This is a genomic window from Curtobacterium sp. 22159 (assembly GCF_052045775.1).
Lineage (GTDB): Bacteria > Actinomycetota > Actinomycetes > Actinomycetales > Microbacteriaceae > Curtobacterium.
The window spans coordinates 401307-424741 of the sequence record NZ_JBQEPN010000001.1 but is presented as its reverse complement, the minus strand read 5'-3'; the positions used below and the strand labels follow the sequence as shown (position 1 = coordinate 424741).

18 protein-coding genes and 2 pseudogenes are annotated in these 23435 nt (G+C 70.7%); 10 read left to right on the top strand and 10 right to left on the bottom strand.

The window, feature by feature from the left end; all coding sequences use genetic code 11:
- Position 1: 1 nt before the first annotated feature.
- Positions 2 to 1723 carry a glycosyl hydrolase family 28-related protein gene (locus ACTJKO_RS02125; RefSeq protein WP_440685180.1) on the bottom strand — a complete coding sequence of 574 codons (1722 nt, stop codon included), beginning with the start codon at positions 1721 to 1723 and terminating at the stop codon, positions 2 to 4.
- Between the two features lie 115 nt (positions 1724 to 1838).
- On the opposite strand from ACTJKO_RS02125, the gene ACTJKO_RS02120 reads away from it, so the two are divergent.
- The 6 genes and pseudogenes from ACTJKO_RS02120 to ACTJKO_RS02095 all read left to right on the top strand — a co-directional run.
- A complete protein-coding gene (locus ACTJKO_RS02120; protein ID WP_440685178.1) occupies positions 1839 to 2252 on the top strand; it encodes a DUF3060 domain-containing protein in 414 nt (137 codons plus the stop codon).
- Between the two features lie 80 nt (positions 2253 to 2332).
- Positions 2333 to 3625 carry an O-antigen ligase family protein gene (locus ACTJKO_RS02115; RefSeq protein WP_440685176.1) on the top strand — a complete coding sequence of 431 codons (1293 nt, stop codon included), beginning with the start codon at positions 2333 to 2335 and terminating at the stop codon, positions 3623 to 3625.
- Positions 3625 to 4914 carry an oligosaccharide flippase family protein gene (locus ACTJKO_RS02110; RefSeq protein ID WP_440685175.1) on the top strand — a complete coding sequence of 430 codons (1290 nt, stop codon included), beginning with the start codon at positions 3625 to 3627 and terminating at the stop codon, positions 4912 to 4914. Before ACTJKO_RS02115 ends, ACTJKO_RS02110 begins: the two co-directional genes overlap by 1 nt.
- Before the next feature lie 57 nt (positions 4915 to 4971).
- Positions 4972 to 6411: a polysaccharide biosynthesis tyrosine autokinase gene (locus ACTJKO_RS02105; RefSeq protein ID WP_440685173.1), complete on the top strand. Its 1440-nt coding sequence runs from the start codon at positions 4972 to 4974 to the stop codon at positions 6409 to 6411.
- Positions 6412 to 6453: 42 nt separating this feature from the next.
- Positions 6454 to 7320: an ankyrin repeat domain-containing protein gene (locus tag ACTJKO_RS02100; protein WP_440685172.1), complete on the top strand. Its 867-nt coding sequence runs from the start codon at positions 6454 to 6456 to the stop codon at positions 7318 to 7320.
- A 19-nt stretch (positions 7321 to 7339) separates the two neighbouring features.
- A pseudogene (locus tag ACTJKO_RS02095) lies at positions 7340 to 8266 on the top strand (acyltransferase family protein); the annotation flags it as partial.
- Between the two features lie 137 nt (positions 8267 to 8403).
- On the opposite strand, the gene ACTJKO_RS02090 reads toward ACTJKO_RS02095, so the two are convergent.
- The 7 genes from ACTJKO_RS02090 to ACTJKO_RS02060 all read right to left on the bottom strand — a co-directional run bounded on the left by ACTJKO_RS02090 (position 8404) and on the right by ACTJKO_RS02060 (position 17194).
- On the bottom strand, positions 8404 to 9591 hold the full coding sequence (locus ACTJKO_RS02090) for a glycoside hydrolase family 1 protein (protein WP_440685204.1): 1188 nt from the start codon (positions 9589 to 9591) through the stop codon (positions 8404 to 8406).
- Positions 9592 to 9613: 22 nt separating this feature from the next.
- Entirely contained in the window at positions 9614 to 10474 is an 861-nt protein-coding gene (locus ACTJKO_RS02085) for an alpha/beta fold hydrolase (protein WP_440685170.1), read from the bottom strand.
- Positions 10471 to 12234 (bottom strand): ABC transporter ATP-binding protein, encoded by a 1764-nt coding sequence (locus ACTJKO_RS02080; RefSeq protein WP_440685168.1) that lies wholly within the window; start codon positions 12232 to 12234, stop codon positions 10471 to 10473. Before ACTJKO_RS02080 ends, ACTJKO_RS02085 begins: the two co-directional genes overlap by 4 nt.
- A complete protein-coding gene (locus ACTJKO_RS02075; RefSeq protein ID WP_440685166.1) occupies positions 12231 to 13166 on the bottom strand; it encodes an ABC transporter permease in 936 nt (311 codons plus the stop codon). The genes ACTJKO_RS02080 and ACTJKO_RS02075 overlap by 4 nt, the downstream gene beginning before the upstream one ends.
- Positions 13163 to 14143 (bottom strand): ABC transporter permease, encoded by a 981-nt coding sequence (locus ACTJKO_RS02070; RefSeq protein WP_440685164.1) that lies wholly within the window; start codon positions 14141 to 14143, stop codon positions 13163 to 13165. The genes ACTJKO_RS02075 and ACTJKO_RS02070 overlap by 4 nt, the downstream gene beginning before the upstream one ends.
- The gene (locus ACTJKO_RS02065) at positions 14140 to 15858 is read right to left on the bottom strand and encodes an ABC transporter substrate-binding protein (RefSeq protein ID WP_440685162.1); all 1719 of its coding nucleotides are present in this window, start codon (positions 15856 to 15858) and stop codon (positions 14140 to 14142) included. Before ACTJKO_RS02065 ends, ACTJKO_RS02070 begins: the two co-directional genes overlap by 4 nt.
- Positions 15859 to 16090: 232 nt before the next feature.
- Positions 16091 to 17194 (bottom strand): LacI family DNA-binding transcriptional regulator, encoded by a 1104-nt coding sequence (locus ACTJKO_RS02060; RefSeq protein WP_440685160.1) that lies wholly within the window; start codon positions 17192 to 17194, stop codon positions 16091 to 16093.
- 228 nt (positions 17195 to 17422) lie between these two features.
- Here ACTJKO_RS02060 and ACTJKO_RS02055 point away from each other — a divergent pair, with 228 nt between their 5' ends.
- Positions 17423 to 17575, top strand: coding sequence for a hypothetical protein (locus tag ACTJKO_RS02055; RefSeq protein ID WP_440685158.1), 153 nt, complete (start codon positions 17423 to 17425; stop codon positions 17573 to 17575).
- Between the two features lie 59 nt (positions 17576 to 17634).
- Here the strand turns inward: ACTJKO_RS02055 and ACTJKO_RS02050 are convergent, their stop codons facing one another.
- Entirely contained in the window at positions 17635 to 18342 is a 708-nt protein-coding gene (locus tag ACTJKO_RS02050) for a GntR family transcriptional regulator (protein WP_440685156.1), read from the bottom strand.
- 112 nt (positions 18343 to 18454) lie between these two features.
- Here ACTJKO_RS02050 and ACTJKO_RS02045 point away from each other — a divergent pair, with 112 nt between their 5' ends.
- Complete coding sequence (locus tag ACTJKO_RS02045) at positions 18455 to 19600, top strand: MFS transporter (protein WP_440685202.1); 1146 nt, start codon at positions 18455 to 18457, stop codon at positions 19598 to 19600.
- 84 nt (positions 19601 to 19684) lie between these two features.
- Here ACTJKO_RS02045 and ACTJKO_RS02040 read toward each other — a convergent pair whose 3' ends face one another.
- Positions 19685 to 20842: a baeRF2 domain-containing protein gene (locus ACTJKO_RS02040; protein WP_440685154.1), complete on the bottom strand. Its 1158-nt coding sequence runs from the start codon at positions 20840 to 20842 to the stop codon at positions 19685 to 19687.
- 188 nt (positions 20843 to 21030) lie between these two features.
- Between ACTJKO_RS02040 and ACTJKO_RS02035 the strand changes: the two genes are divergently transcribed.
- Positions 21031 to 22395 (top strand): ABC transporter substrate-binding protein, encoded by a 1365-nt coding sequence (locus ACTJKO_RS02035; protein ID WP_440685152.1) that lies wholly within the window; start codon positions 21031 to 21033, stop codon positions 22393 to 22395.
- A pseudogene (locus ACTJKO_RS02030) lies at positions 22392 to 23315 on the top strand (carbohydrate ABC transporter permease); the annotation flags it as partial. The gene ACTJKO_RS02035 and the pseudogene ACTJKO_RS02030, both read left to right, overlap by 4 nt.
- Positions 23316 to 23435: the final 120 nt, after the last annotated feature.

Below are 23435 nucleotides of genomic sequence, written 5' to 3'. Positions count from 1 at the left end.
CTCAGCGGCGGTCGATGACGACGTACTCGACGATGTGGGTGTCCGGACCGGGCGCACACGGTTCGGCGCTGCAAATGACGAAACCGGTGCAACCGGCGGCCGTCTGCTCCAGCTCGACGTAGAGCGCGAGCAGCGCCGTGCCGGGTTTCCGGGGCATGAGGAACACCGCGGGCGCGTTCGGCTTCGGCTCGGAGAACGTGACCCGCACCAGTCGTTTCGAGGCCTTCGTCGAGAGACGCCACCAGACCTCGCCGAGCAGATCCGTGCCGGGGCCGCGCTTCGAGAGCTCGGCCCAGCCGCCTGACCCGATCGTCGCGTCGGGTGGGGTGACGGTCGGTGCCGTCGTCCCGGCGACGCCACCGGGAACCCGCACGGAAGTGCCGAGCTCCAGAGTGCGTTCGACGATCACGTCACGGGCGACATCGAGGTCTCGCGTGACGGAGAAGTCGCCGGCTGCTGTGGTCGCCCAGTACCGCAGCGCTACGTCGTCCGTCCTGTTGTCGACCACGCGTTCGACGCCGTTCTGGGTGCGGAACGAACAGCCGAGCACGACGGCGTCGAACGCGAACGACTCGTCGATCACGACACCGGGCGCGACGCAGTACGCGAACCGGACGCCGGTCGCGTTGAAGCCGCGACCAGAACCCGTCACGAGGATCGCAGCGGTCCGTACGGCAGAACCGCTGTGCTGGTGGAACTGCCCGCCGACGATCATGACACCGCCCTGTTGGTCGCGGACGTCGCCGCCCGGACCCGAGGCGACCGTGGCACCGGCGGGAGCGCGCTGGGCATAGCGCAGCATCGGCGCCGGAGCACCGACCAACTGCGGCGCCAGGAACGTGAGCGCACGCACGTTGCCGATGTCGACGAGCGGACCGCGGTTCAGCTCGGCGCCCGGGGTGTCGAGGGTCGACTCCACGTGGATGCCGACGAAGGTCAGGTTCGACGCCCAGTCCTGCGTGAGGTCGTCGCCCGCCCCGATCGCGAGGGCGGTGTTCCCCGAGCGCTCGATCGTGAGACTGTCGAACACGGCGAAGTTCGTGGCTCCGTCCATAGGCGAGCCGATGCGCATCGCCGGAAGGGTGTCCGTGCCGCAGAGATCCACGAACACGGTGTCCCACCGCGCGTTGTTGAGCGAGAGCACATCGATCCCCACCCCGCGGAACCGGATGACCCGGACATCGCGGAGCTGCGCCTCGAATCCCCCCTCGACCGCGATGCCCGTGCGGGCGGCCCAACTGCTGCGGTCCATCGTCGCGCCCGGAGTACGGAAGTTCCGGCCGTCGACGACGAGCCCGTCGAGGACCGCACCGCCCGGGGTCGCCGGGCCGACGAGCGTGACGAGCGGCGCCGTCGAGGCTGTGCCCACGGTCGGGACGATCGAGACTCCGCCGTACGCGCCGGCTCGAGGGTAGCGGGAGAGGCCCCCGCCCACCCCGATGAGCCGGACCTGCGCGGGAACGCGCAGTTCGTCGACAGCGTAGATGCCCGGCGGGAACAGGACGGCGCGGGGCACGGCCTCCGCGTTCGCCCAATCCATCGCTCGGCGAAGCGCATCCGTGTCGTCGTGTCCGTCACCGGCGGCACCGAAGTCGGAGACCGATCGGATCACGTCCGGCTCGGTGGCGCTCGCAGCTGACGCGGATCCGGCCGCGACGAACGCACCCAGCACTCCGGATGCCCCGCCAGCGATCCAGGACCGGCGCGTGGTCTCTCTCGACATGCGGCAAGCATGACACCGTGGCGAGACTGGCGCGCATCATTTGTATTTCACATTGTCATTTCATGTGTTATCTTGGAGGGGCCGGAGTGACCGGCCCCGACCGACAGGAGTCCTCATGAAGAAGCTCATCGCTGCCTCGATCACCGCTGCCGCCGCCGTCGCCCTGCTCGCGGGTTGCTCGAACTCCACCCCCGAGGACGCGACGACCGCGACCGCGACGCCCGAGCGCACGAAGTCCGCCGCCGCAGCGAGCAACACCTGCGAGGACGGCGTCCTGACCGTGACCGATTCGAAGGCCGCGAAGCAGGCGCTCAAGCAGGGCTGCGACACCGTCTACCTGCTCACGAGCGGCGTCGACCTGCAGCTCGGCGCCGTCAAGTCGCTCGGTATCGAGGGCAGCGACAACACCGTCGAGGTGGAGTCGCTCGACTCGATCTCCATCCTCGGCACGAAGAACACCGTGCAGCACGGTGGCGCGGCGCCGAAGGCGGACAACGTGCAGGACGGCAACACCATCACCGCCAAGTGAGCCCGAGCGGGGCCGGATCACCCGAACCCGGCCCCGCTTCCCCGTAGCACCCTCGGAACTCCTGGTCAGGAAGGCGTCCCATGCTCGGCATCGCGATCCTCATCGCTGCCCTCGGTCTCGCGCTCGTCTCGCTGCGGAACCTGCTCGTCCCGCTGGTGGGAGCGATCATCAGCTTCGTCGCGATCCCCGAGGTGAGCGTCTGGTCGATGCCGCTCCCGGTCGTGGGCGGCGTGAACGTCGGCGTGCTCGTGATCATCCTGACAGCGGCGACGCAAGTCGTGTTCCGGCTCACACGGTACGTCGCGGACGTCCTCGCGGCGCCGGTGATCTGGATCGCGCTCTCGGTCTGGATCGTCGGGGGCACCATCACCAACTTCCTCGCTGGGATCCCAGCCCCCGGCGCATGGCTCGAACTCGTCCTCGCACCGCCGCTCGCGTACCTCCTGCTCCAACGTCTCGTCGCCGAGTCCCCAGCAGCACCGCGGTCCCTCGCGCGCATCATCGTGGCCGTCGCCGCTGCAGAGGCGCTCCTCGCCCTCACGATCTGGGCGGGAGCGTTCCCCCAGCCGTTCGCCGACGCACACGCGACATTCAGCTACTGGTGGGACCCGGAGTTCACCAGGGCGCTCGGCACCCTCGACCATCCGCTCGCCCTCGCCGGGTTCATGCTCGTGGCCACACCGCTCCTGCTGACAGTCCGTCGCAACGCCCTCGTGATCGCGCTCGGCGCCCTGTTCCTCGCCACCATCGCCGCGGCCGAGTCCCGGGGCGCGCTCCTGCTCGCCGCTGTGGCGTTCGTCGTGGTCCTGGTACGGCGGCGGGTCTCCTTCGTCACCACGCTCGCCCTCGTCGGCACGGCTGCCGCCGCGGTCGTCGCGGTGCTGTCCGCCGCTCCCGAGCTGGTGAGCGGGCTGACCGAGAAGCTCTCGGATGACAACGGATCGGCCAATGCCCGAGTCCTCGGGCTGGCGGCCGGGCTGCCGAGCACGCTCGAGAACCCGGTCGTGGGCGGCGGCCAGGGAACGGCGTTCGCGACCTCGCAGGAGATCGGGCTCGGCACGAGCTTCGAGAACCCGACGGTCATGACCGCCCTCGATTGGGGGCTGGCCGGCACGGTGGCGTTCACCCTCGCGCAGCTGCTCGCGATCCGACGGGGCTTCCGTCGCGGCGGCGTCGGCGGGAGCGCGTCGGCCGGGCTCGTGCTCGCGCTGTACCTGCAGACCTACAGCTCGTACGCACTGCCGTCCGGCACGTCGATGCTGTTCTGGCTCGTGCTGGGACTCGCCCTGACGCCACGGACCGGACCGGCGTCGGACGGACACACCACGACGTGCCCCCGACCCCTCCGCACCTTGACGACGGGAGCACTCTGATGCACCGCAGTGTCCGCGACACCTTGACGAACTTCGCCGGCAACGCCTTCGCACCGCTCGCCGCGCTGGCCACCGCGCCGATCCTGGCGTCCGGACTGGGCGTCGTCGGACGGGGTGAGGTCGCCGGAGCCACCGCGCCGCTGCTCCTCGCCGTGAGCCTGGCGTCGCTGGGGTTGCCTTCCGCCGTCAACCACTGGGTCGCCCGGCACGCCGCCCACACCCGGCGTGTCGTCGGCCTCGCCCTCGCCGTGAGCGCCGCGGTCGGCGTTGCACTGACCGTGGCGATCACCTCGGTGAGTCGTGCCGTCGCGGACGGCGACGGCGTCGTGGCCGGGCTGATCGGCCTGGCGTCGGTCGCACTCGTGCCCAACCTGGCTGCCGCACTCCTGCAGGCGGTTGCCGCAGGTCGGCACGCCTGGCGTCTCGTCGCAGCAGAGCGTTTCGTCACGAACGGCCTGCGATTGGCAGCCCTCCTCGCCGCGGCACTGACCGGCACTCTCTCCGGAGAGTTCGCCGTGCTGGTCATCGCGCTGTCGCCGATCGTCGGGGCGACCCTCTACCTGCCGCTCCTCCGCCGGAGCGTGGATGCGCCTCCGGCGGAGCGTGCAAGCGCCCGCGCCGTCCTGTCGTACGGAGGCCGCGTCTGGTTCGGGGCGCTCGCGGGGATCGTCCTGACCCGCCTCGACCAGGTCCTCCTGCTACCGCTCGCCGGTGCGACCGCGCTCGGCCTCTACGCCGTCGCCGTCAGCCTCAGCGACATCCCCCTCGTGGTCGCGAACGCCGTGCGCGAGGTGACCTTCTCACGGCAGAGCACGACCACCGATCACGCCGCCCTCGCGCGGACCTCCCGTCTGACCGGGCTCGCCGTCCTGGTGGCGTGCGCCGCGGTCGCCGGAGTGCTGCCGTGGTTCATCCCGACGCTGTTCGGCCCGGAGTTCGCCCCGGCGACGACGGTCACCCTCGTCCTCCTGCTCGGCTGCGCGGTGAGCGTACCCGGGTCCCTCGCCGGCGTCGCGCTGGCGGCTGCCGGCCGCCCAGGGCTCCGAAGCACCTCGATCGCCCTCGCCGCGGTGTGCAACCTCGCCCTGCTGCTGGTGCTCACCGGACCACTCGGGGTGCACGGCGCGGCGCTGGCGACGCTCGGCGGCACCGTGGTGTCGAACGGGTTGAACCTCGTGTTCGCACGCCGCACCGTGGGCATCCGTCTCTCGACGTTCGTCGGGCTGCGCAAGTCCGACCTCGCACCGATCCGAGCGCTCCTCCCACACCTGCGGAGCGCGAACCCGTGACGCAATCGCTGTCGTGTGTTATGTTATATATGACAACTCGAACCTGAAGGGCACATGATGGACTTCCACGAATTCGTCCGCGTCATGCGCACGCGCTGGCTCAGCATCGCGTCGGTGCTCGGATTCGGCATCGCCGCGGCGGTCGCGGTGACCCTGCTCACCCCGGTGACGTACTCGGCGAAGACGTCGCTGTACATCTCCGTGCAGGGCTCCACCGGTACGGCGAGCGAGGTCGGTCAGGGCAACAGCGCGGCGCAGCAGAAGACGCGGTCGTACGCCAACGTCGTCCGGAGCGCTCGGGTACTCGACCCCGTCATCGACGAGTTCGACCTCGATGTCACGCCGGCGTCGCTCGCACGGCGGATCACGGCGGGTACGCAGCAGAACACGGTGCTGCTCACGGTCGCGGTGACCGACACCGACCCCGCGATGGCGGCGAAGCTCGCGAACGCGATCGGTGCGAGCTTCACGAAGGTCGTCTCCGAGAGCCTCGAGAAGCCGGTGAGCGGCGGCGACAGCCTCGTCCGGATCGAGACGACCGACCCCGCCACGGTGCCCGGCGCACCGAGCGGCCCCAGGAAGAGCGTGAACCTCGCCCTCGGACTCGCGGGCGGCGCGATCGGAGGCGTCGCCCTCGCCCTGCTCCGCAACGCCGTCGACACCCGGATCCGCCGCACGAGCGACATCGAGACGATCACCACCGCCCCGGTCCTCGGCGAGATCGCGTTCGACACGAAGGCCGCGTCCGAGCCGCTGATCGTGCACTCCGACCCGCGCAGTACCCGCTCCGAGGCGTTCCGCGGCCTCCGCACGAACCTGCTGTTCGTCGACCCGGACGCCCACCACGGGAAGACCCTCGTCGTGACCTCCGCGATGCCGAGCGAGGGCAAGACGACCACCACCGCGAACCTCGCGCTGACCCTCGCCGAGAACGGCGCTCGGGTGGCGCTGGTGGACGCAGACCTCCGTCGCCCGCGCATCGCCGACGTCATGGGGATCGAGGGCGCGGTGGGGCTCAGTGACCTGCTCATCGCCCGCGCCGAGATCGAGGACGTCGTGCAACCCTGGGGCACGGGGGCGCTCTCGGTCATCCCGGCAGGCGCGACGCCGCCGAACCCGAGCGAGTTGCTCGGCTCCCAGGCGATGCGGGCACTGATCGAAGAGCTGGAGACCCGGTTCGACCACGTCCTCATCGACTCGCCGCCGCTGCTGCCCGTCACCGACGCGGCCATCCTCAGCAAGCTCACCGCTGGAGCGATCGTCGTGACCGCCGCCGGCAAGTCCCGTCGCCCGCAGCTCACCCGCGCGCTCGAGGTCCTGGACGGACTCGACGCCCGGATCCTCGGGATCGTCGCCACCATGGTGCAGCGGAAGAACGCCGGCTCGTACGGGTACGGCTACGGCTACGGGTACGGCGAGACCGCGGCACCCGTGGCGCCCAACGACGATTCCGGTGCGAAGCCCGGGCGCCGCGCCAAGGCAGCAACCGCTCGCTGACGTCCGCCCAGCTCGCCTCCATCGCACCGATATCCTCGGACGGTGCGATGGAGTCGAGTGGGTTGGCCTGCGGTCGGGTACGTCTCACTCGAGGACATCGACGGCTACCCCGAGTACCTCGCACGGCTGCTCTCCGACGCGCCTCCCACCGTGGCGGCGCTCGCGTCCGTACGGTGGAGCGATGCCAGGGTCGCCGAGTGGTACACCGAGGACTCCGGTCGCCACGATGCGGCGGGTGTCGACGGGACGACGACGCAGACCGTGCACGCGGTCGTCATCGTCCGCAACGACGAGGTGCTCGACACGGCGGACGGCCTCTGGCGCCGCTGGAACCACGCGCGCGTCACGCTCCGCTTCGACCGCGCCGTGACCGAACCGGCCGATGTCGGAGAGCTGGACCTGCTCGCCGGTGACGTGCAGGTCTCCCGCGGCGAGATCGCCCACATGGACGCCGACGTCTGGGAACTGCGCCTGCTGTTCTCGCCGACCGGCGAACTCGCCGTGCACTTCCGCGACGTGTCGGTGCAGGTGCACACCGTCGCCGAGGAAGAGTGGGCGCGCCTGGAACACCGAGATCCCCACGGGTGGGCTGGCCCGGTACCGGATGGCTGGGTCGAGTGGGCCACGCCCGCCGTCCGCGCCGCGGCCCACGGCGACGTCGGAGGGCTCTCGCTCGCGCTCGACGGCATCGGAGTCGATCCCACGGACATCGACGAGCTCGATCCCCGCTGGGGGTTCGCGCCCGTGCACGCAGCGGCGTGGTTCGACCGGCGCGCGGTCACCGAGGCGCTGCTGGAGCGCGGAGCGTCCGTCGACCTCCAGGACGTCGAGGGCCGGACCGCGCTCGACCTGGCCCGGGAGCGCGGATCGGATCGGGTCGCGGAAATACTCCTGGCGCTCCAGGTGTAGTACTTGATATTCTGGTGAGGTGCAGCAGCGATCACCGGAACTCGACGGCCTCCGCGGTCTCGCCGTGGTCCTCGTCGTCGTCTCACACGTGTCGAACAGCTTGTCCCTGTTCGGAGGGATGGTCGGGGTCACGATGTTCTTCGTGCTCTCGGGCTTCCTCATCACGCGCAACCTGTTGCGGGAGCACGAGCGGAGCGGGCGGATCGACCTGTGGCGCTTCGCGGGCCGACGCCTCGCCCGACTCGCGCCGGCACTCGTGGTCGTCGTGCTCGTCGGGGTGACGCTCGCGGTGACGACTGCCGACCCCTGGGCGACGACGCTGCCGGCGGTGACCGTGTGGTTCGTGGCACCGATCGCCAACGTCGCTTCCGTCAGCGGCATCGACCTCGGTCCGTTCGAACACTTCTGGTCGCTCGCGGTCGAGGAGCAGTTCTACCTGGCGTGGCCAGTCCTCCTGCTGGTCGCGCTCCCTCGCCTGCGCGCGACGACCGCGCTGCGGTTCGTCATCGGCGTGACGGCGCTGGCGTTGGCGTGGCGGGCGTTCGCGAACGTCGCCGGGGCTCCCGCCTGGGCCACGCATGGTCTCGACACGAGCGCGTACGCACTGCTGCTCGGCGCTTCGGTCGCGTTCGTCCGGCGCCGGACGGTCGCGCAGTTGCCCTCGTGGACCGGTCTCGCCGCGGTCGTGGTCTGCGTGGGGCTGGCGGTCGGGCCGTCACTGTCCGCGATCGTGACCGCCGAACGCCTCGGCGTGTGGGTCGAACCGGTCACGGCGATGCTGACGGTGGTGGTCCTGCTCGCGGCCCCGGCGCGCCTCGGTGTCCTGCGGCTGGGGCTCCTGCGGTGGTTCGGCACGATCTCGTACGGGCTCTACCTGTGGCACTTCGTCCTGTTGACGGTCGCGCCGGGTGGCAGCGCGTCATCCGGCGTCCAACGGATCGCCGTTGCCGCCGTGAGCGTCGGCATCGCGGCGACGTCGTGGTACGCCCTCGAGCGGCCGGTGCTCCGCAGTGCGGCGCGGCGGACTGCGCTGCGCGCGTCGCCCGCTGGCACCGCGCCTCCAGTTCGTCAGTCGGCCGCGCCTCAGACGGTGAGCGCGTTCGCCGCAGCGACCCGCCCGTACCAGCGCGCCGAGTCCTTCGGCGTCCGGGCGAACGTCACCGGGTCCCACGACACGAGCCCGAACGTCGGACGGAACCCGGACGCCCACTCGTAGTTGTCGAGCAGGGACCAGTGCTGGTAGCCGAGGACCTCGATGCCGTCCTCGATGCAGGCGTGGATGCCCTCGAGGGCGCCCTGCGTGTAGGCGACCCGGCGGGAGTCGTCGGCGGTGGCGATGCCGTTCTCGGTGATCATGAGCGGCACGTGTCCGGAGAGCTCCCACGCGCTGCGGAGCCCGTCAGCGGAGGCGCCGGGGTAGAACTCCCACCCGGTCAGCGTGGTCTCGACGTCGTCGGCAACCGGCAGTGGGCCGTTCGGTCCGATGAAGGTGCGGGTGTACGCCTGGACGCCGAGGAAGTCGTCACCGGCGGCCTGCTCGAGGTACCAGTCGTCGCGCGGGTAGCCGTACTCGCGGAGCATCTCCTCGGAGCCGGGCTCGCCGTTCGGCTTGAACGCCTGTGTCGCGATGGTCCAGCCGGACTGCAGGCCGGACACCTGGGACAGGACCTCACGGGAGCGCTTGTGCGACGCGAGCAGGGCGTCCGCGACGCCGAGGTCCGGGTTCGGCAGGCCGTACGCGACCAGGTTCGACGCGTCCTCGCCGCCCGCGAGCATCGCCGCGATGTTCGGTTCGTTGATCGTGCAGACGTAGCGCACACCGTCCTGCACCACGGGGAGCGCGGCCTCGGTGTAGCGGGCGAACAGGTCGGCGGCGTCGGGGGCACGCCAGAAGCCGTCGCGCTCGAACCAGCGCGGCACGGTGAAGTGCATGAGGGTCACGATCGGCTCGACGCCGAACTCGTGGCAGGCCTCGACCATGCGCCGGTAGTGGTCGATCTCCGCGCGGCTGACGAACCCGCGCTCGGGCTCGATGCGCGCCCACTCGATGCTGAACCGGTAGGAGTTCAGGCCGAGGTCGGCGGCGATGCGGATGTCCTCGCGGTAGCGGTGGTAGCTGTCCGCGGCGTCGCCGGAGGGTTCGACGATGGTGGTGTCGGGCTCGTGCTCGTGCACCCACCAGTTCGAGTTGACGTTGTTGCCCTCGATCTGGTGCGCGGCGGTGGCGGCACCCCAGAGGAAGCCCTTCGGGAAGTCGAGCGTGGTGATGATGGGTCCTTTCAGTGCGCCGGCGTCAGTGCGCCGACAGGAAGTCGTCGAACAGCGCGAGGGTCGCGGCAGGGTTCTCGACGTGGGGTCCGTGGTAGCTCGTGGGGATCACCTCGTACCGGGCTCCCGTGTCGACGGCCATCTGCCGCTGCCACGGGATCGGCCACGCGCCGTCCCACTCGCCGTGCGCGACGAGGACGGGGAGGCCGGTGGCGCGGAGTTCGGCGGAGGAGTCGGTGTGGTCCTCGAGGATGTGTCCGCCGGCGACGACGCTGAGCGGGCTCGTGGCGTCGAAACGGTCGCGGACCATGCGGACGTCGTCGGGCAGTTCGTCGTCGGGACGGCCCGCCCAGAGTGGGTTCGTCGCATCGAAGAGCTGCCGGAGGTTCCCGCCCGTGTCGTGCAGGATCGTCAGCTCGGCGACCTTGCGGTAGGGCCAGCCGTACGGGCCGGAGCAGAACTGCACGACGTCGCGGAAGGACGACGGGGACGCGATTGCCGCCGCGCGGGCGATCACCCCGCCGAGCGAGTGCCCGATGAGGTGGACGGGCGCCCCGTCGTCGAGCAGGGCGGCGACCCGGACGACGTCGGCCGCTTCCTCGTCGAGGGTGTAGTCGGACGGGTCGCCGGGGGCTGCGGAGTCCGCCTGGCCGCGGCGGCTGATCGCCACTGCGGTCCATCCGGCGTCGCGGAGCAGGGGCATGAAGGTGCGCCAGTCCTCCTTCGAGCCGGTGTACCCGGGGACGATGAGGACGGTGCCCTTCGACTCCCCCGCGGGGACGACGCGGTAGGCGGTGAGTCGTCCGACGGGGAGGTCGATGCCGACGACGTCGACGCCCTCGGGCGTCGGGAGGTGACCGAAGGGAGCAACGGGCGGGAACGTCATGCGAGCAGTGTCCGCCGCGGGTTCGGCACCGCGTCCAGCAGCGCGACCGTGTAGTCGTCCTGCGGGTGCTGCAGCACCTCGGCCGTGTGGCCCCGTTCGACCACGGCGCCGTCGTGCAGCACCATGATGTCGTCCGTGATGAGGCGGGCGCTCAGCAGGTCGTGCGTGATGTACAGGAGCGAGACGCCCCACTGCTCGCGCAGGTCCTCGAGCAGGGCGAGCACGCCGGCGCGGAGCGTCACGTCGAGCATCGAGACGGGCTCGTCGGCGATGATCACCTGCGGGTCGGACGCCAGTGCACGGGCGATGACGACACGCTGCCGCTGCCCGCCGGACAGCTGGTGCGGGAGCTTCTGCGCGAACTGCTCGACGGGTGTCAGGCCCACGGTCTCCAGGAGTTCGAGCACCCGGCGCCGCGCGTCCTTCCCGCGCAGCCCGGTGTAGTTCACCACCGGGCGGGTGAGGATGTACTCCACGGTGTGCAGCGGGTTGAGCGCCGCGTACGGGTCCTGGAACACCATCTGCACCTCGGAGCGCAGGTCCTTCAGCCCGCGCCGGCCGAGGCGAGCGACGTCGGTGTCACCGAACCGGACGGAGCCGGAGGTCGGCTTCTCGACACCGGTGAGCATCTTCGCGATCGTCGACTTGCCGGAGCCCGACTGACCGACGAGGGCGAGCGACTGCCCGGGCTCGAGGGTGAACGAGACGTCGCGGACGGCCTGCACGGGCTGTTCGCCGCGACGCGGTGCCGGGTACGTCTTCACGAGGTGGTCGACGACGATCGGGTTGCGTGCCGCCGACCGCGACCGCGAGCCGACGGTCGCGAATGACGACGTCGTCTCCTGGCGTGAGGCGGAGCGCTGCGATCGATCCGGGAAGCCGGGCAAGGAGACGACCGAAGCGCGCGGGTCCGCGTAGTGCGACAGCAGCATCTTCGTGTAGTCGTCCTGCGGGTCACGCAGGATGTCCTTCGAGCCGCCGTCCTCGACGATGCGTCCCTCGTGCATGACGAGCACGCGCTCGGTGGCCTCGAGCACGATGCCGAGGTCGTGGCTGATGAGGATGGCGGTGAAGCCCTCGGACTGCTGCAGCTCGATGATGGTGTCCATCACGGCGTGCTGCACGAGGACGTCGAGCGCGGTGGTCGGCTCGTCGAAGACCATGAGGCGCGGTTCGAGCGAGAGCGCCAGGGCGATGGACACACGCTGGCGCATGCCGCCGGACAGTTCGCCGGGGTAGCGCGCGAGCATGGCGGTCGGCAGCTTCACCTTCTCGATGAGCTCCTGCATCCGTGCGTCCCACCGGTCGCGCGGCACGTGGCCGTGCGCCCGGAAGACGTCCACGAAGTGGTTCCGGATGGTCCGGACCGGGTTGAGGGCGTTCATGCCCGACTGCAGCACCATGGCGAAGCCACCCTGACGCTGCTGGCGGAGCTCCTCCTCGCCGAGGTCACGGATGTCGTGGCCGCCGAAGAAGATGTTGCCGCCGTTCGTCCGGGCCGGCGGCTTCTGCAGCCGCGTGAGCGCGTAACCGAGCGTCGACTTGCCGGAGCCGGACTCGCCGACCAGGCCGACGAACTCGCCCTTGCGCAGGCTGAACGACACGTGGTCGACCGCCTGCACGGCCTCCTGGCCGGCCGACTCGTAGACCACGGACAGGTCGCGGACGTCGAGCAGGACGTCGCCCTGGCCCGTACCGGACGGGAGGCGCGGGTCGGCGCCGCCACGCGCCTCCAGGCCGTCGGTGGTTGCGCCGCTCATGCGGTGACCTCCTTGCGCTTGCGGCGCGCGCCCTCGCGCAGCCGCGGGTTGGACACGGCGTCGACGCCGAAGTTGATCAGGGTGAGGCTCATCGCCAGGAGGGCGATGCAGAGACCGGGGGCGAACAGCAGGATCCACTGACCGGTGAGCAGCGCGTTGGAGTTCTGCGCCCAGTAGAGGATCGTGCCCCAGCTGACGATGGACGAGTCGCCGAGTCCGAGGAACTCGAGGCCCGCCTCGGCGAGGATCGCGCTCGTCGCCGCGCCGAAGAACGAGCCGACGATGAGGCTCGTCATGTTCGGCAGGATCTCGCGGAAGACGATGCGGGTCGCGCCGTCCCCGGAGAACTGCGCCGCCGTCACGAAGTCCCGGCCGCGGAGCGACTGCGTCTGGCTGCGGAGGACGCGGGCACCCCACGCCCAGCCGGTCACGACGATGACCGCGATGATGACCGCGATCCCGCCGTTCTGCAGGTAGGCCGCGATGACGATCATGAGCGGGAGCCCGGGGATGACGAGGAAGAGGTTCACGATGAACCCGATGACCTCGGCGATCCACCCGCGGACGTAGCCCCAGCTGAGACCGATCGCGACGGCGACGAGCGTGGACAGGAAGCCGGCGACGGCCCCGACGAGCACCGAGATCCGGGCGCCGTAGATGATCTGCGACAGGACGTCCTCGCCCGCGGCGGTGGTGCCCATCCAGTGGTCGGCGGTGGCGTCGGCGCTCCGGGGGAAGCCGTTCTGGCTCGCCCCGTAGGGCGCCAGCAGCGGGGCGAGGATCGCCACGAGGACGAACACGGCGAGGATGATGATGCCGATCCGGGCCTTCGTGTTCGACCAGACCACGCCGAACTGGCGGGCGGCGGCGAGCCACTTCGAGGGAGCTGCTTGCTCTTGGGTGCGTACTGCGATGGTGGCGTTGTTCGTCATCGGCGCGTCCTCGGGTCCAGGACGCCGTAGAGGACGTCCACGATGAAGTTGGCGATGAGCACCGACACGGTGATCATCAGGAAGAGGGCCTGCATGAGCGGGTAGTCCTGCCCGATCACGGCGTTGAACAGCAGGTAGCCGATGCCCGGGTAGCCGAACACCTGCTCCACCAGGACTGAGCCGCCGACCACGCCGCCGAGCGCCAGCCCGAAGCCGGTCAGGTTCGGCAGGATCGCGTTCCGCGCGGCGTACCGGATCGCCACGGTGCGTCCGCGGAGTCCGTTCGCCTCGGCGAAGGTCACGTAGTCGTCACCGAGGGTGTTGATCATCGCGTTGCGCATGCCGATGATCCAGCCGCCGAGGCTCGTCACCAGGATCGTGACGGCGGGCAGGACCGCGTGCTGCAGGGCGTCACCGAGGAACGCTCCGTTGAACCCCGGTGTGCTCGTCGCCGAGTAGGCGCCGGTCGTGGGGAACCAGTGCAGCACGTAGCCGAGGAAGAACAGCAGCAGGAGCGCGGTCCAGAAGTACGGGAACGTCGACATGAACGAGCCCGACAGGGTGGGAAGCGAGTCGAGCCAGGTGCCGCGCTTCCACGCTGCGCCGACGCCGATCAGGGTGCCGAGGACGAACGCGATGATCGTGACCAGGCCGACGAGGATCAGCGTGTACGGCAGGGCCTTCGAGACGAGGTCGCCGACCGGCTGCGGGTAGAAGGTGTAGCTCGTCCCGAAGTCGAGCGTGATGACCTGGTGCAGGTAGCTGACGTACTGGTCCCAGAGGTTGCCACTGGGGACGCCGAGCTGCGCCTCGATCGCCTTCTTGGTGGCGTCGGTGACCGGGCCGTTCTGGCTCAGCTTCGCGAGCGCCGCGTCGGTCGGGCTGCCGGGCATGAGCCGCGGCAGCACGAAGTTCAACGTGACCGCCGCCCAGAGCGTCAGGACGAAGAGGACGAGTTTCTGGAGGATGTACTTCACTTCGCCTCCTCCTGTTCCTTGAGGATCTTGCGTCCCGCGTCACTGTCGCGCAGCCGGAGCTTCGAGAAGATGAGCAGCGGTGCCGAGTCGTAGTTCTGCGGTGCCATGTACGGGTCGTCCGCGCTCGGCCAGCCGACGAACTTGCCGGTGTTGAACAGGCCCCAGAGCCCGCCGTAGTACATGCCGATCACGGGGAGGTCGTCGTAGACGATCTCCTGCAGCTGGTCGAGGATCTCCTGCTGCCGGGCCGTGTCGGTCGTCGCCTTGTACTCGTCGAGGAGCTTCTGCGTGTCGGCGTCCTTGTACCGCTCGTAGTTGTTCACCGTCGACTTGCCGACCGGCTGGTAGAAGTCGCTGCTGAGCAGGGAGTTGAACGCCTGGTAGACGTCGCCGTTGCCCATGCCGCCCATCGCCATGTCGAACTGGCCGTTGTTGATGTTCTGCTGGTACCCGGCCGGCTGCGGTGCCTGGATGGTCACCTTGACCCCGATGGCGGTGAGGTTCCGCTGGACCTCCTGCGCGGCACGGAGCCAGTCCGAGTACCCGTTGGCGGTCATGATCTTGATCTCGAGCTGCTTGCCGTCCTTGACGAGCTTGCCGCCCTGCTGCGTGTAGCCGGACTTCGCGAAGCTGGCGAGCGCTGCCTTGGTGTCCTGCGTGACGACACCCTTGTTCGGGATGTCCTGGTTCACGTACCGCTCCTGGTTCGGCAGGATCAGCCCGGTCTGCGCGGCCGCCTTGAGGTTGCCCTCGGTCGCGGTCTCGGCGATGTCGTCGCGGTTCAGCGCGAGCGAGATGCCTCGGCGGACGTTGACGTCGTTGTACGGGGCCTTCGTGAGGTTCGGGATGAGGCCGATCACGCCGCCCGGCGGGAACCAGTACGTGTTCGTCTTCGACGCCGCGCCCCAGGTGCCCTTCACGTCCGAGATGAACGAGTACGCCCAGTCGTAGCCGCGGGTGACGGTGTCGAGCTGCGTGTTCGTGGCCGGGAGGATGAGGTGCTTGATGGCGATCTTGTCGGCTTGCCAGTACCGCGGGTTCTTGTCCATCGAGTACTGCTGGTCGGTGTAGTTGCCGAGCACGAACGGACCGGTGCCGACGGGGTTCGGGTCACGCCAGGTCGTCGGGTCCTTGACCTTCCCCCAGTGCTGCTCACCGAGGATGTACGTCTGCCCGATGATCGTGAGGCTCGGGACGTCCTCCGACTTGAGGTGGAAGACGACGTGCTCGCCGTGCCGCTCGATGGTGTCGATGTGCTGCCAGGCACCCTTGACGTCCATCGCGGGGAACTTCTTGAGCAGGTCGAACGTGAAGACGACGTCCTTGGCGGTGAACGGTGAGCCGTCGGACCACTGCACGCCGCTGCGGATCGTCATGTCGATCGTCTTCGCGTCCGGCTGGGTCCACGAGCTCGCGAGCCACGGGTTGCGCTTGCCGTCGAGGGGGTTCACCTCGATGAGCGGCTCGTACATCCACTTGCTCGCGGTGCGGGCGTTGGCGATGTACGGGTTGAAGTTGCGGTCGCACAGCGGGTTGCCGTGGTCCGCGTTGATGAGCATCGTGTCCTTGCCGATGCTCGGGTCCGGTTGGGACCGGACCTGGATGCTGCAGCCGGTGGCCGCGAGGGCCACGACCGCGATGCCGGCGATGGCCGCGATGAGACGGCCACGCCGACCCCGGCGGGTGCCCGGGGTGCGCTGTGGGGGAAGCGTCATTGCTCGGTCGACCTCCGTGTCGAGTCGGTACGGACACAATGTATGCGCTTACATCGCGGTGTGCAAGCCGAGGTTTGTGTGTCGGGGCGGAGCACTGCGCCGTGGCGCGGGGACGAGGGCGCGTCGAGGTTGCACGACACGCCGCGTGCGTATCGCCGGCGGCGCACGACGTGCCGCCCGGCGTCACCGAGCGTGACGTTTCTGGCACGCTCGGCGCGCGGGGCCACCGCGGCTACAGGGACGGCGGGCAGCTCTCGCGCAGGAGCACCTCGACCGGCAGGCGCGTCGCCCTCGGCGGACCCTCACGCCGGTCGAGCCGGTCGACGATCGCCCGGACCGCAGCGCGCCCGAGTTCCCCCATCGGCTGGTGGACGGTCGTCAGCGGCGGCACCGAGAACCGTCCCGCGTCGATGCCGTCGAAGCCGGTGACCACGAGGTCCTCCGGCACCCGGACCCCGCGGGACGTCGCGGCGTCGAGCACGCCGAGCGCCGACTGGTCGTTCGAGCAGACGATCGCCCGCGGCACCGTCCCACCGTCGAACAGCTGCGACGCGAGCTCCCGCGCCCGCACCCGGCCGAAGTCACCGTGCACGACCCGGACCGACGACGCCGGGACGCCGTGGTCCTCGAGCGCCCGGCGGAACCCGGCGGCGCGCTCCATGTCGTCCGGCGAGTCGATCGGCCCGGCGAGGTACGCGAGCGACCGGATGCCGAGCCGCCCGATGACGTGCGAGGCGAGCGTCCGCATGCCCGCGGCGTTGTCGACGCTCACGGAGTCGAAGCCGTGCGAGCGCCGGTCGTCGGCGAGCACGACGACCGGGATGCGCCGGGCGACGTGCTCGAGCAGGTCGTCCGGGACCGTCTGCGCGAGCACGGCGAGGCCGTCCACGCGTCCGGCGACGTCGTTGACGATGACGTCCCGGGAGGAGCCGCGACCGGCGGCGACCATGAGCGCCAGGCCGCGCTGCCACGCCTCCGTCTCGGCACCGCGCAGCACCTCGTCGAAGTACAGGTTGGACGAGAACGGCTGGGTGACGTGCCGCCGGTCGTCGACCACGCGGACGCCGCCGTCGGTGACGAGGTCCGGCCGCTCGTCGGGCACGACGTCGAACCCGGGCAGCAGCAGGCCCACCACGCCCGTGCGCTTGCCCGCGAGCGCCCGCGCGTTGCCGGACGGCACGTACCCGAGACTCCGGATGGCCGCCTGGACGCGGTCCCTCGTGCCCTCGCGCACGGCGTCGGGCGTGCGCAGCACCCGCGAGACGGTGGCGATGGAGACGCCCGCCTCGGACGCGACGTCGTAGACCGTGGGAGGAGCGGTGCGCTGCTCGGCCAAGCCGTGCCTCCCGTCCGACGTCCGCTGCCTGCGTGCCGCGAGCCGCGCGGCCGGACCATCCTACGTACCGTGCGCGCCGGGACTCCTTCACGTGTGACGCGACCCCTTGCGCGCTCCGGACCGGCAGGGCCACACTGTCACGACCTCAGTACGTCCCGTGAGGAAGCGCACCGGCGGGCGGGTGCCCGCGCCGACCACGATGCCCACACGCAGGGGAAGGACGACACCATGTCGCAGTCGACCCGTTCCGGCAGGAAGTCCGCACAGCGGCTCACGAGTGACGAGCAGGAGGTCAAGGACGCACTGCTCGACCACTCGGACGGCAGCACGGCGTGGATCTTCGACCAGCTCGACGCCGCCGAGGACCGCGCGACGCCGTAGGCGGCCGTGGCGGCGTCGGCCGTTCCGCGCGATCAACCGGTCCCCGTCAGCGGGTCACCTCAGCGCTCGGTGCTCCCCACGATCGCCATGCCGGCACCGCGCAGCCGTCGTCGCTCCTGTGCGATCCACGCCAGGAGCCGGTCGTTGGTGCCCGCCACGTGCGCGGCCAGCAGCTCCGCCGCACGGTCACCGTCGCCGTCCCGCACCGCGTCGATGATGGCGCTGTGCTCCGCCCACGCGGCGTCGCGGGCCTCGGGCGTGCGCACCTCGATCCAGCGCGTCCGCTCCAAGCGGGTGAGCGCGTCGGCGATGGCGTCGGTGACGAACCGGTTGCCGCCGAGCGCGGCGAGGTCGAGGTGGAACGTGGAACCCATGCGGATGCCGGCCTGACGGTCGGGCGTCGGGCGGAGGGTGTCGAGGTGCGCCCGGACCTCGTCGAGCTGCTCGGCGGAGGCCCGCTCGACGGCGAGCCGTGCGGCCGCGGGCTCGAGGATCCCGCGGAGTTCGGCGAGCGAGGCGATCTCGTCGAGGTCGATGGGCGTGACCGTCCACGCTCGGCCCTCGTGCAGGATGAGCCCCTCGCGCTCGAGCCGCGAGAGCGCAGCCCGGACGGGCGTGCGGGAGGCGTGGAACCGCGCCTCGAGGCCGCGCTCGGAGATGCGCTCGCCGGGAGCGATCTCCAGCGTGAGGATCGCTGCCCGAAGGTTGTCGTAGAGCTGGCTCGTCTGCGACACGGGCGCTGGTTCGGTCGTCTCGGTCACGGCCATCGAGCCTAGTCGGGCTGGACCGTCGATGGTATACCGTTTTGGTATACCAATCAGTTCCAGCACCGAACGAACCCGGACGGCTCCCGTGACCACACCTCCCCGCGCCTGGACGATGCTCGGCCTCGGCGTCGCCGCCCAGGCCACGGGCACCCTCGTCGTGTCCGCACCCGCACTGCTCATCCCGTACCTCCACGCGCACGGCACCTCGCTGCCCGTCGCCGGCCTGCTCGCCGCCGCCCCCACGTTCGGCATGGTCCTCACGCTCATCGCCTGGGGCGCGATCACCGACCGGGTGGGTGAGCGCGTCGTCATCGCCGGCGGTCTCGTGCTCACCACGCTGGCGGTGGTGGGGGCGTGGGCCGCCGCCGGGAACCCGGTGCTGCTCGGGCTCGCGTTCCTCGCCGGCGGCATGACGAGCGCCTCGACGAACGCCGCGAGCGGACGGGTGGTCGTCGGCTGGTTCCCGAAGGAGCGGCGCGGACTCGCCATGGGCATCCGGCAGATGTCGCAGCCGCTCGGGGTGACGCTCGCGGCCGTCACGGTCCCGCAGCTGGCCGAGGCGGACGGCATCCGGGCGTCCCTCGTGCTGCCGATCGTGCTCTGCGCGGTGCTCGCGGCGCTCTGCGCGGTCGGCATCGTCAACCCGCCCCGTCCGGCGCGCGCCGACGCCCCGGCCGAGCACGTCGAGAACCCCTACCGGACGAACGGCTTCCTCTGGCGCATCCACGCGGTGTCCGTCCTGCTGGTCGTCCCCCAGTTCACCCTGTCCACGTACGGCCTGGTCTGGCTCGTCGGCCTCGGCTGGTCGACGGCGTCGGCGGGACTGCTCGTCGGGGTGTCCCAGTTCGTCGGCGCGGTCGGCAGGATCCTCGTCGGCGTCTGGAGTGACCGGGTCGCGTCCCGCGTCGGTCCCCTGCGCGTCGTCGCGGTGAGCGCCGCGGTCGTCATGGGCCTGCTCGCCCTCGTCGACGCCACGCACCTCGCCGCGGCCGCGGTGTTCCTCGTGATCGCGACGAGTGTGACGGTCGCCGACAACGGCCTGGCGTACACGTCCGTCGCCGAGGCAGCGGGGCCGTTCTGGTCCGGGCGCGCGCTCGGGGCGCAGAACACGGGTCAGTTCATCGCGGCGAGCGCCGTCGGGCCCGGCGTCGGGGCGCTCGTCGGGGCGGTCGGGTTCGCCGCGTCGTTCTCGATCGTGGGCGTCCTGCCGCTGCTGGCGCTGCCCCTGGTGCCCCGGCGGGACCGCTCGCACGACTGACGCCCGGAGGCCGACGGGCCCGGTGACGGACGGGAGGCGCGGTGGGGGTCGGCACCGTGCCTCCCGTCCGTCGTCGCAGACGGATCAGGCGGGAACGGCCGGCCCGACCGGCCAGCGGAGCAGCGCCGCGGCGGCTGTGCCGCCCGGCAGGGACGCCGCGTTGACGAGCACGAGCTCCGCGTCCGTGAGCACCGCTGCACGCACCAGGGCGCAGACCGCGGGCACGGCACCGATCACGGGCGTCCCGGCGGCCTGTTCCGGTGCCGTCGCCACCCACGGGGCCCCGGCGAGCGCGAGCAGGGTGCGGTCCCCCACGGCGACGGCGTCGAGCGCGACGACGGCCCCCTGCGCCTGCTGCAGCGCCGAGACGACCGACCCGAGCCCGGTGACCGCGAGTTTGTCACCGCGCCCGACGTGGGTGCGCAGCAGGTCCTCGAGGTCGTGCCGACGGGTGGCGACGACGCGGGCGAGCGCGGTCTCGACGTGCTCGACGAACGCCTGCTTCGAGGCGGTGTCGGCCCGCGGGTCACCGGGGAAGACCGAGGTGAGCGCTCGGGCCTCGGTGGACAGCGCCTTGACGAGCAGCTCCCGCGCCGTGATGTCCCCCGCGACCACGATGAGGCCCGGGCGGAGGGTCCGCACGGCCTCGTCCACGGCGGCGGCGACCTCGGCGGAGTTCTGCTTCCAGATCTCCTCGGTGTGCGCCTGCCAGTGCGGCTGCTTCCAGCCGGTGCCCGCCTTGGCGTAGTGCAGGGTGTCGTTGCGACCCTGGACGTGCTGCTCCTCCGGCGCGACCGGTGCGTGTCCGAGCCGGTAGGCGCGGAAGGCGCCGCCCTCCTTCCCGGCGTGCACGACCAGGAAGGGCAGGTCGACGGGGCGGTGGGCGACGAGTGGGACGAGGTCCGGCACGGCGCCGACGCCGACCGACTCCGGGCCGTGCAGGTGGCCCGGGAGGACCTCGCTCAGCACCACCTCGCCGTCGTGGACGAGCACGTACCGGGTCACCGGGGACGGCACGCCGGGCTCCTGCTCGAACTCCCCCGCGACCAGGTCGACGACGTCCTCGACAGCACCCTGGGCCCGGAGCGCCTCCTGGACGCCGCGGAGCTTCAGCGCTGCCTGCCGTCGGGGGTCCTCCACGTTGCCGGAGACGTCGGCGTACGCCCAGGCCCAGGTCCCACCGCCCTCCAGCCGCTGTCCCAGGATCTCGTGCAGTTCGCTCGTCGCGTTGGTCGACGTCATGGCAGCTCCTCTCGGACGGTCGCCGAGGCTGTCACGGACCCCGGCGTTTCGTGTTCGCCCACACTCCACCTCCCGGCCGGGTGGTGTCCGCGGCGCGGAGCGAACACCCAGGCCTCGGGAGGCGACGGCGCTCGGATGTGTGGTTGGGTGGAGCGAACCCCGCTCGACGACGAACCGGAGTCCTGGCAATGGCGCCATCCCCAGAACGACCGTCCATCTCCCGACGACGACTGCTGGGCTTCGGCATCGGCGCGGTGGCGAGCGGTGTGCTCGCCGGCTGCGCGGTGCCGGGCTCGACGAACGTGAACAAGGCCGCCGTCATCCCCGCCGCCGCGAGCGGCCAGAAGGTCGAGCTGACCTACTGGGCGTGGCTGAAGGACCTGCAGAAGGTCTGCGACGTCTGGAACGCGGACCACCCGGACATCCAGGTCACCGCGAACTGGATCCCCGGCGGGACGGCGGGCGGCTACCAGAAGATGTACTCCGCGCTCGCGGCGGGCGGTGGCCCCGACATCGGCCAGGTGGAGCTCCGGCAGGTCCCCGAGTTCATGCTCGCGAACGGCCTGGTCGACCTCGCCCGTTACGGCGCGAAGGACGTCGAGTCGAGGTACGACGACGCCGCGTGGGCCCAGGTCTCGTTCGTCGACGGCGTGTACGGGATCCCCCAGGACACCGGCCCGATGGGGTTCTACTACCAGACCGCGCTGCTCGAACGGGCCGGCGGCGAACCGCCTCAGACCTGGGACGAGTGGCGAGCCCTCGCCGAGAAGGTGCGGGCGACGGGCTCGCAGAACTACCTCGAGGTCTTCCCCGTCTCCGACGCCTCCCCCTTCGCCGCGTACGCGCAGCAGGCCGGCGCCCGCTGGTTCCGCACCGACGGCGACGAGTGGGTGGTCGACCTCACCGACGAGAAGACGCTCATGGTCGCCGAGTTCTTCGACGGGGTGATCGACGAGAAGCTGGTCGACACGAGCGCCGGCGCCTACTCCCCCGGGTGGTACGCCGCGGCCGCCAGCGGCAGGATCGCTGCCGTCACGAGCGCGAGCTGGGGTGACGCCCTCATCGAGAGCGTGCAGGGCGGCGAGGGCAAGTGGAAGGTCGCGCCGATGCAGCGGTGGGGCGACACGGGCTTCGGGTCCAGTGCGATCGGCGGCTCGACGGCCGCGGTCCTGGCCAACTCCCAGCACCCGAAGGAGGCGCTCGAGTTCATCACCTGGATGACCACCTCGAAGGAGGGCATCGACGCGATGATCGAGCACTGCGGCATCGGGTGGTCCCCCGCGAAGGACTACATCGGCGCACAGCGGGAGAAGCCGAGCAAGTGGTTCTCGGGCCAGGACTACAACGAGGACGTGTTCGCCCCGGCGGCGAAGGAGCAGAACGTCGACTGGTCCTGGTCGCCCGTGACGCAGTCGGCGTTCACGAGTCTGCAGAACCAGTTCCGCCGCAAGCTCACCAGCGGGCTGAAGCTCACGGACGCGGTGGAGCTCGCGCAGCGGGAGATCGTCCAGTCCTTCAGGGACAAGGGCCTCAGCGTGAGGACGGCACGATGACCACGACCACCCGGAACGGCACCACGGGCTTCCGCACGAGCACCAAGGCCACGAGCGCCCAGAAGCGCGCCCCGTGGATCCTGCTCGCACCCTTCCTGGCACTGTTCGTCCTGACGTTCATCATCCCGATCATCAGCGCGCTGTTCCAGAGCTTCACGACCGTCGACCGGCAGGGTCTGTTCGGCGAGGACGGCGTCACGGGACGCTTCGCCGGGTTCGACAACTACGTCACGGCACTGAACGACAGCGGTTTCGTCGCCTCGATCGGCCGCATGCTGCTGTTCGGCGTCGTGCAGGTCCCGGTGATGATCATCGCGTGCACGATCCTCGCGCTGCTGCTCGAGTCGGCGAGCGCTCGCTGGCCGGGGTTCTTCCGAGCGGTGTACTTCATGCCGTACGGCGTCCCCGGGGTCATCGCGACGATCCTCTGGTCGTTCCTGTACGTCCCCGGGCTGTCGCCGATCGTGTCGCTGCTGCAGTCGATCGGGTTGCAGCCGGACTTCCTCGGCGCGAACAGCGTGCTGTGGTCGATCGCGAACATCGTCACGTGGACGTACACCGGCTACAACATGCTCATCATCGTGGCGCAGCTGAAGTCGATCCCCGGCGAGGTCTACGAGGCCGCGAAGGTCGACGGCGCCAACGCGTTCCAGGTCGCGTGGCGGATCCAGATCCCGCTCATCGCCCCGGCCCTCGTGCTCACGACGGTGTTCTCCATCATCGGCACCCTGCAGCTCTTCGCGGAGCCGCAGATCCTGTCCACCGTCGCGCCCGCCATCGACACCGAGTACACGCCGAACTACGCCGCGTACACGAACGCGTTCGCCTTCAACGAGTACGGGGTCGCGAGCGCGCAGGCGGTGATCATCGCGCTGGCCGCGTTCATCCTGTCGTTCGCGTTCCTGGCGCTGACGAACCGGCCGCCGAAGGACGAGCGGGACCGCCGCAAGCGTGCGAAGCAGGACGGCCTGGAGGTGCGGCGTGCGCTCGAGACGCGCGCCACCCCCGGACAGGCGGCCACCGATCGTGCCGCGCCGCGC

What these genes read in the sequence shown, in the direction of transcription:
- ACTJKO_RS02085 (WP_440685170.1), bottom strand. Translation starts at nt 10,474, where the DNA reads ATGACGTTCCCGCCCGTTGCTCCCTTCGGTCACCTCCCGACGCCCGAG.
- ACTJKO_RS02120 (WP_440685178.1), top strand. Translation starts at nt 1,839, where the DNA reads ATGAAGAAGCTCATCGCTGCCTCGATCACCGCTGCCGCCGCCGTCGCC.
- ACTJKO_RS02040 (WP_440685154.1), bottom strand. Translation starts at nt 20,842, where the DNA reads ATGACGTCGACCAACGCGACGAGCGAACTGCACGAGATCCTGGGACAG.
- ACTJKO_RS02080 (WP_440685168.1), bottom strand. Translation starts at nt 12,234, where the DNA reads ATGAGCGGCGCAACCACCGACGGCCTGGAGGCGCGTGGCGGCGCCGAC.
- ACTJKO_RS02035 (WP_440685152.1), top strand. Translation starts at nt 21,031, where the DNA reads ATGGCGCCATCCCCAGAACGACCGTCCATCTCCCGACGACGACTGCTG.
- ACTJKO_RS02105 (WP_440685173.1), top strand. Translation starts at nt 4,972, where the DNA reads ATGGACTTCCACGAATTCGTCCGCGTCATGCGCACGCGCTGGCTCAGC.
- ACTJKO_RS02065 (WP_440685162.1), bottom strand. Translation starts at nt 15,858, where the DNA reads ATGACGCTTCCCCCACAGCGCACCCCGGGCACCCGCCGGGGTCGGCGT.
- ACTJKO_RS02050 (WP_440685156.1), bottom strand. Translation starts at nt 18,342, where the DNA reads ATGGCCGTGACCGAGACGACCGAACCAGCGCCCGTGTCGCAGACGAGC.
- ACTJKO_RS02110 (WP_440685175.1), top strand. Translation starts at nt 3,625, where the DNA reads ATGCACCGCAGTGTCCGCGACACCTTGACGAACTTCGCCGGCAACGCC.
- ACTJKO_RS02055 (WP_440685158.1), top strand. Translation starts at nt 17,423, where the DNA reads ATGTCGCAGTCGACCCGTTCCGGCAGGAAGTCCGCACAGCGGCTCACG.
- ACTJKO_RS02125 (WP_440685180.1), bottom strand. Translation starts at nt 1,723, where the DNA reads ATGTCGAGAGAGACCACGCGCCGGTCCTGGATCGCTGGCGGGGCATCC.
- ACTJKO_RS02115 (WP_440685176.1), top strand. Translation starts at nt 2,333, where the DNA reads ATGCTCGGCATCGCGATCCTCATCGCTGCCCTCGGTCTCGCGCTCGTC.
- ACTJKO_RS02075 (WP_440685166.1), bottom strand. Translation starts at nt 13,166, where the DNA reads ATGACGAACAACGCCACCATCGCAGTACGCACCCAAGAGCAAGCAGCT.
- ACTJKO_RS02045 (WP_440685202.1), top strand. Translation starts at nt 18,455, where the DNA reads ATGCTCGGCCTCGGCGTCGCCGCCCAGGCCACGGGCACCCTCGTCGTG.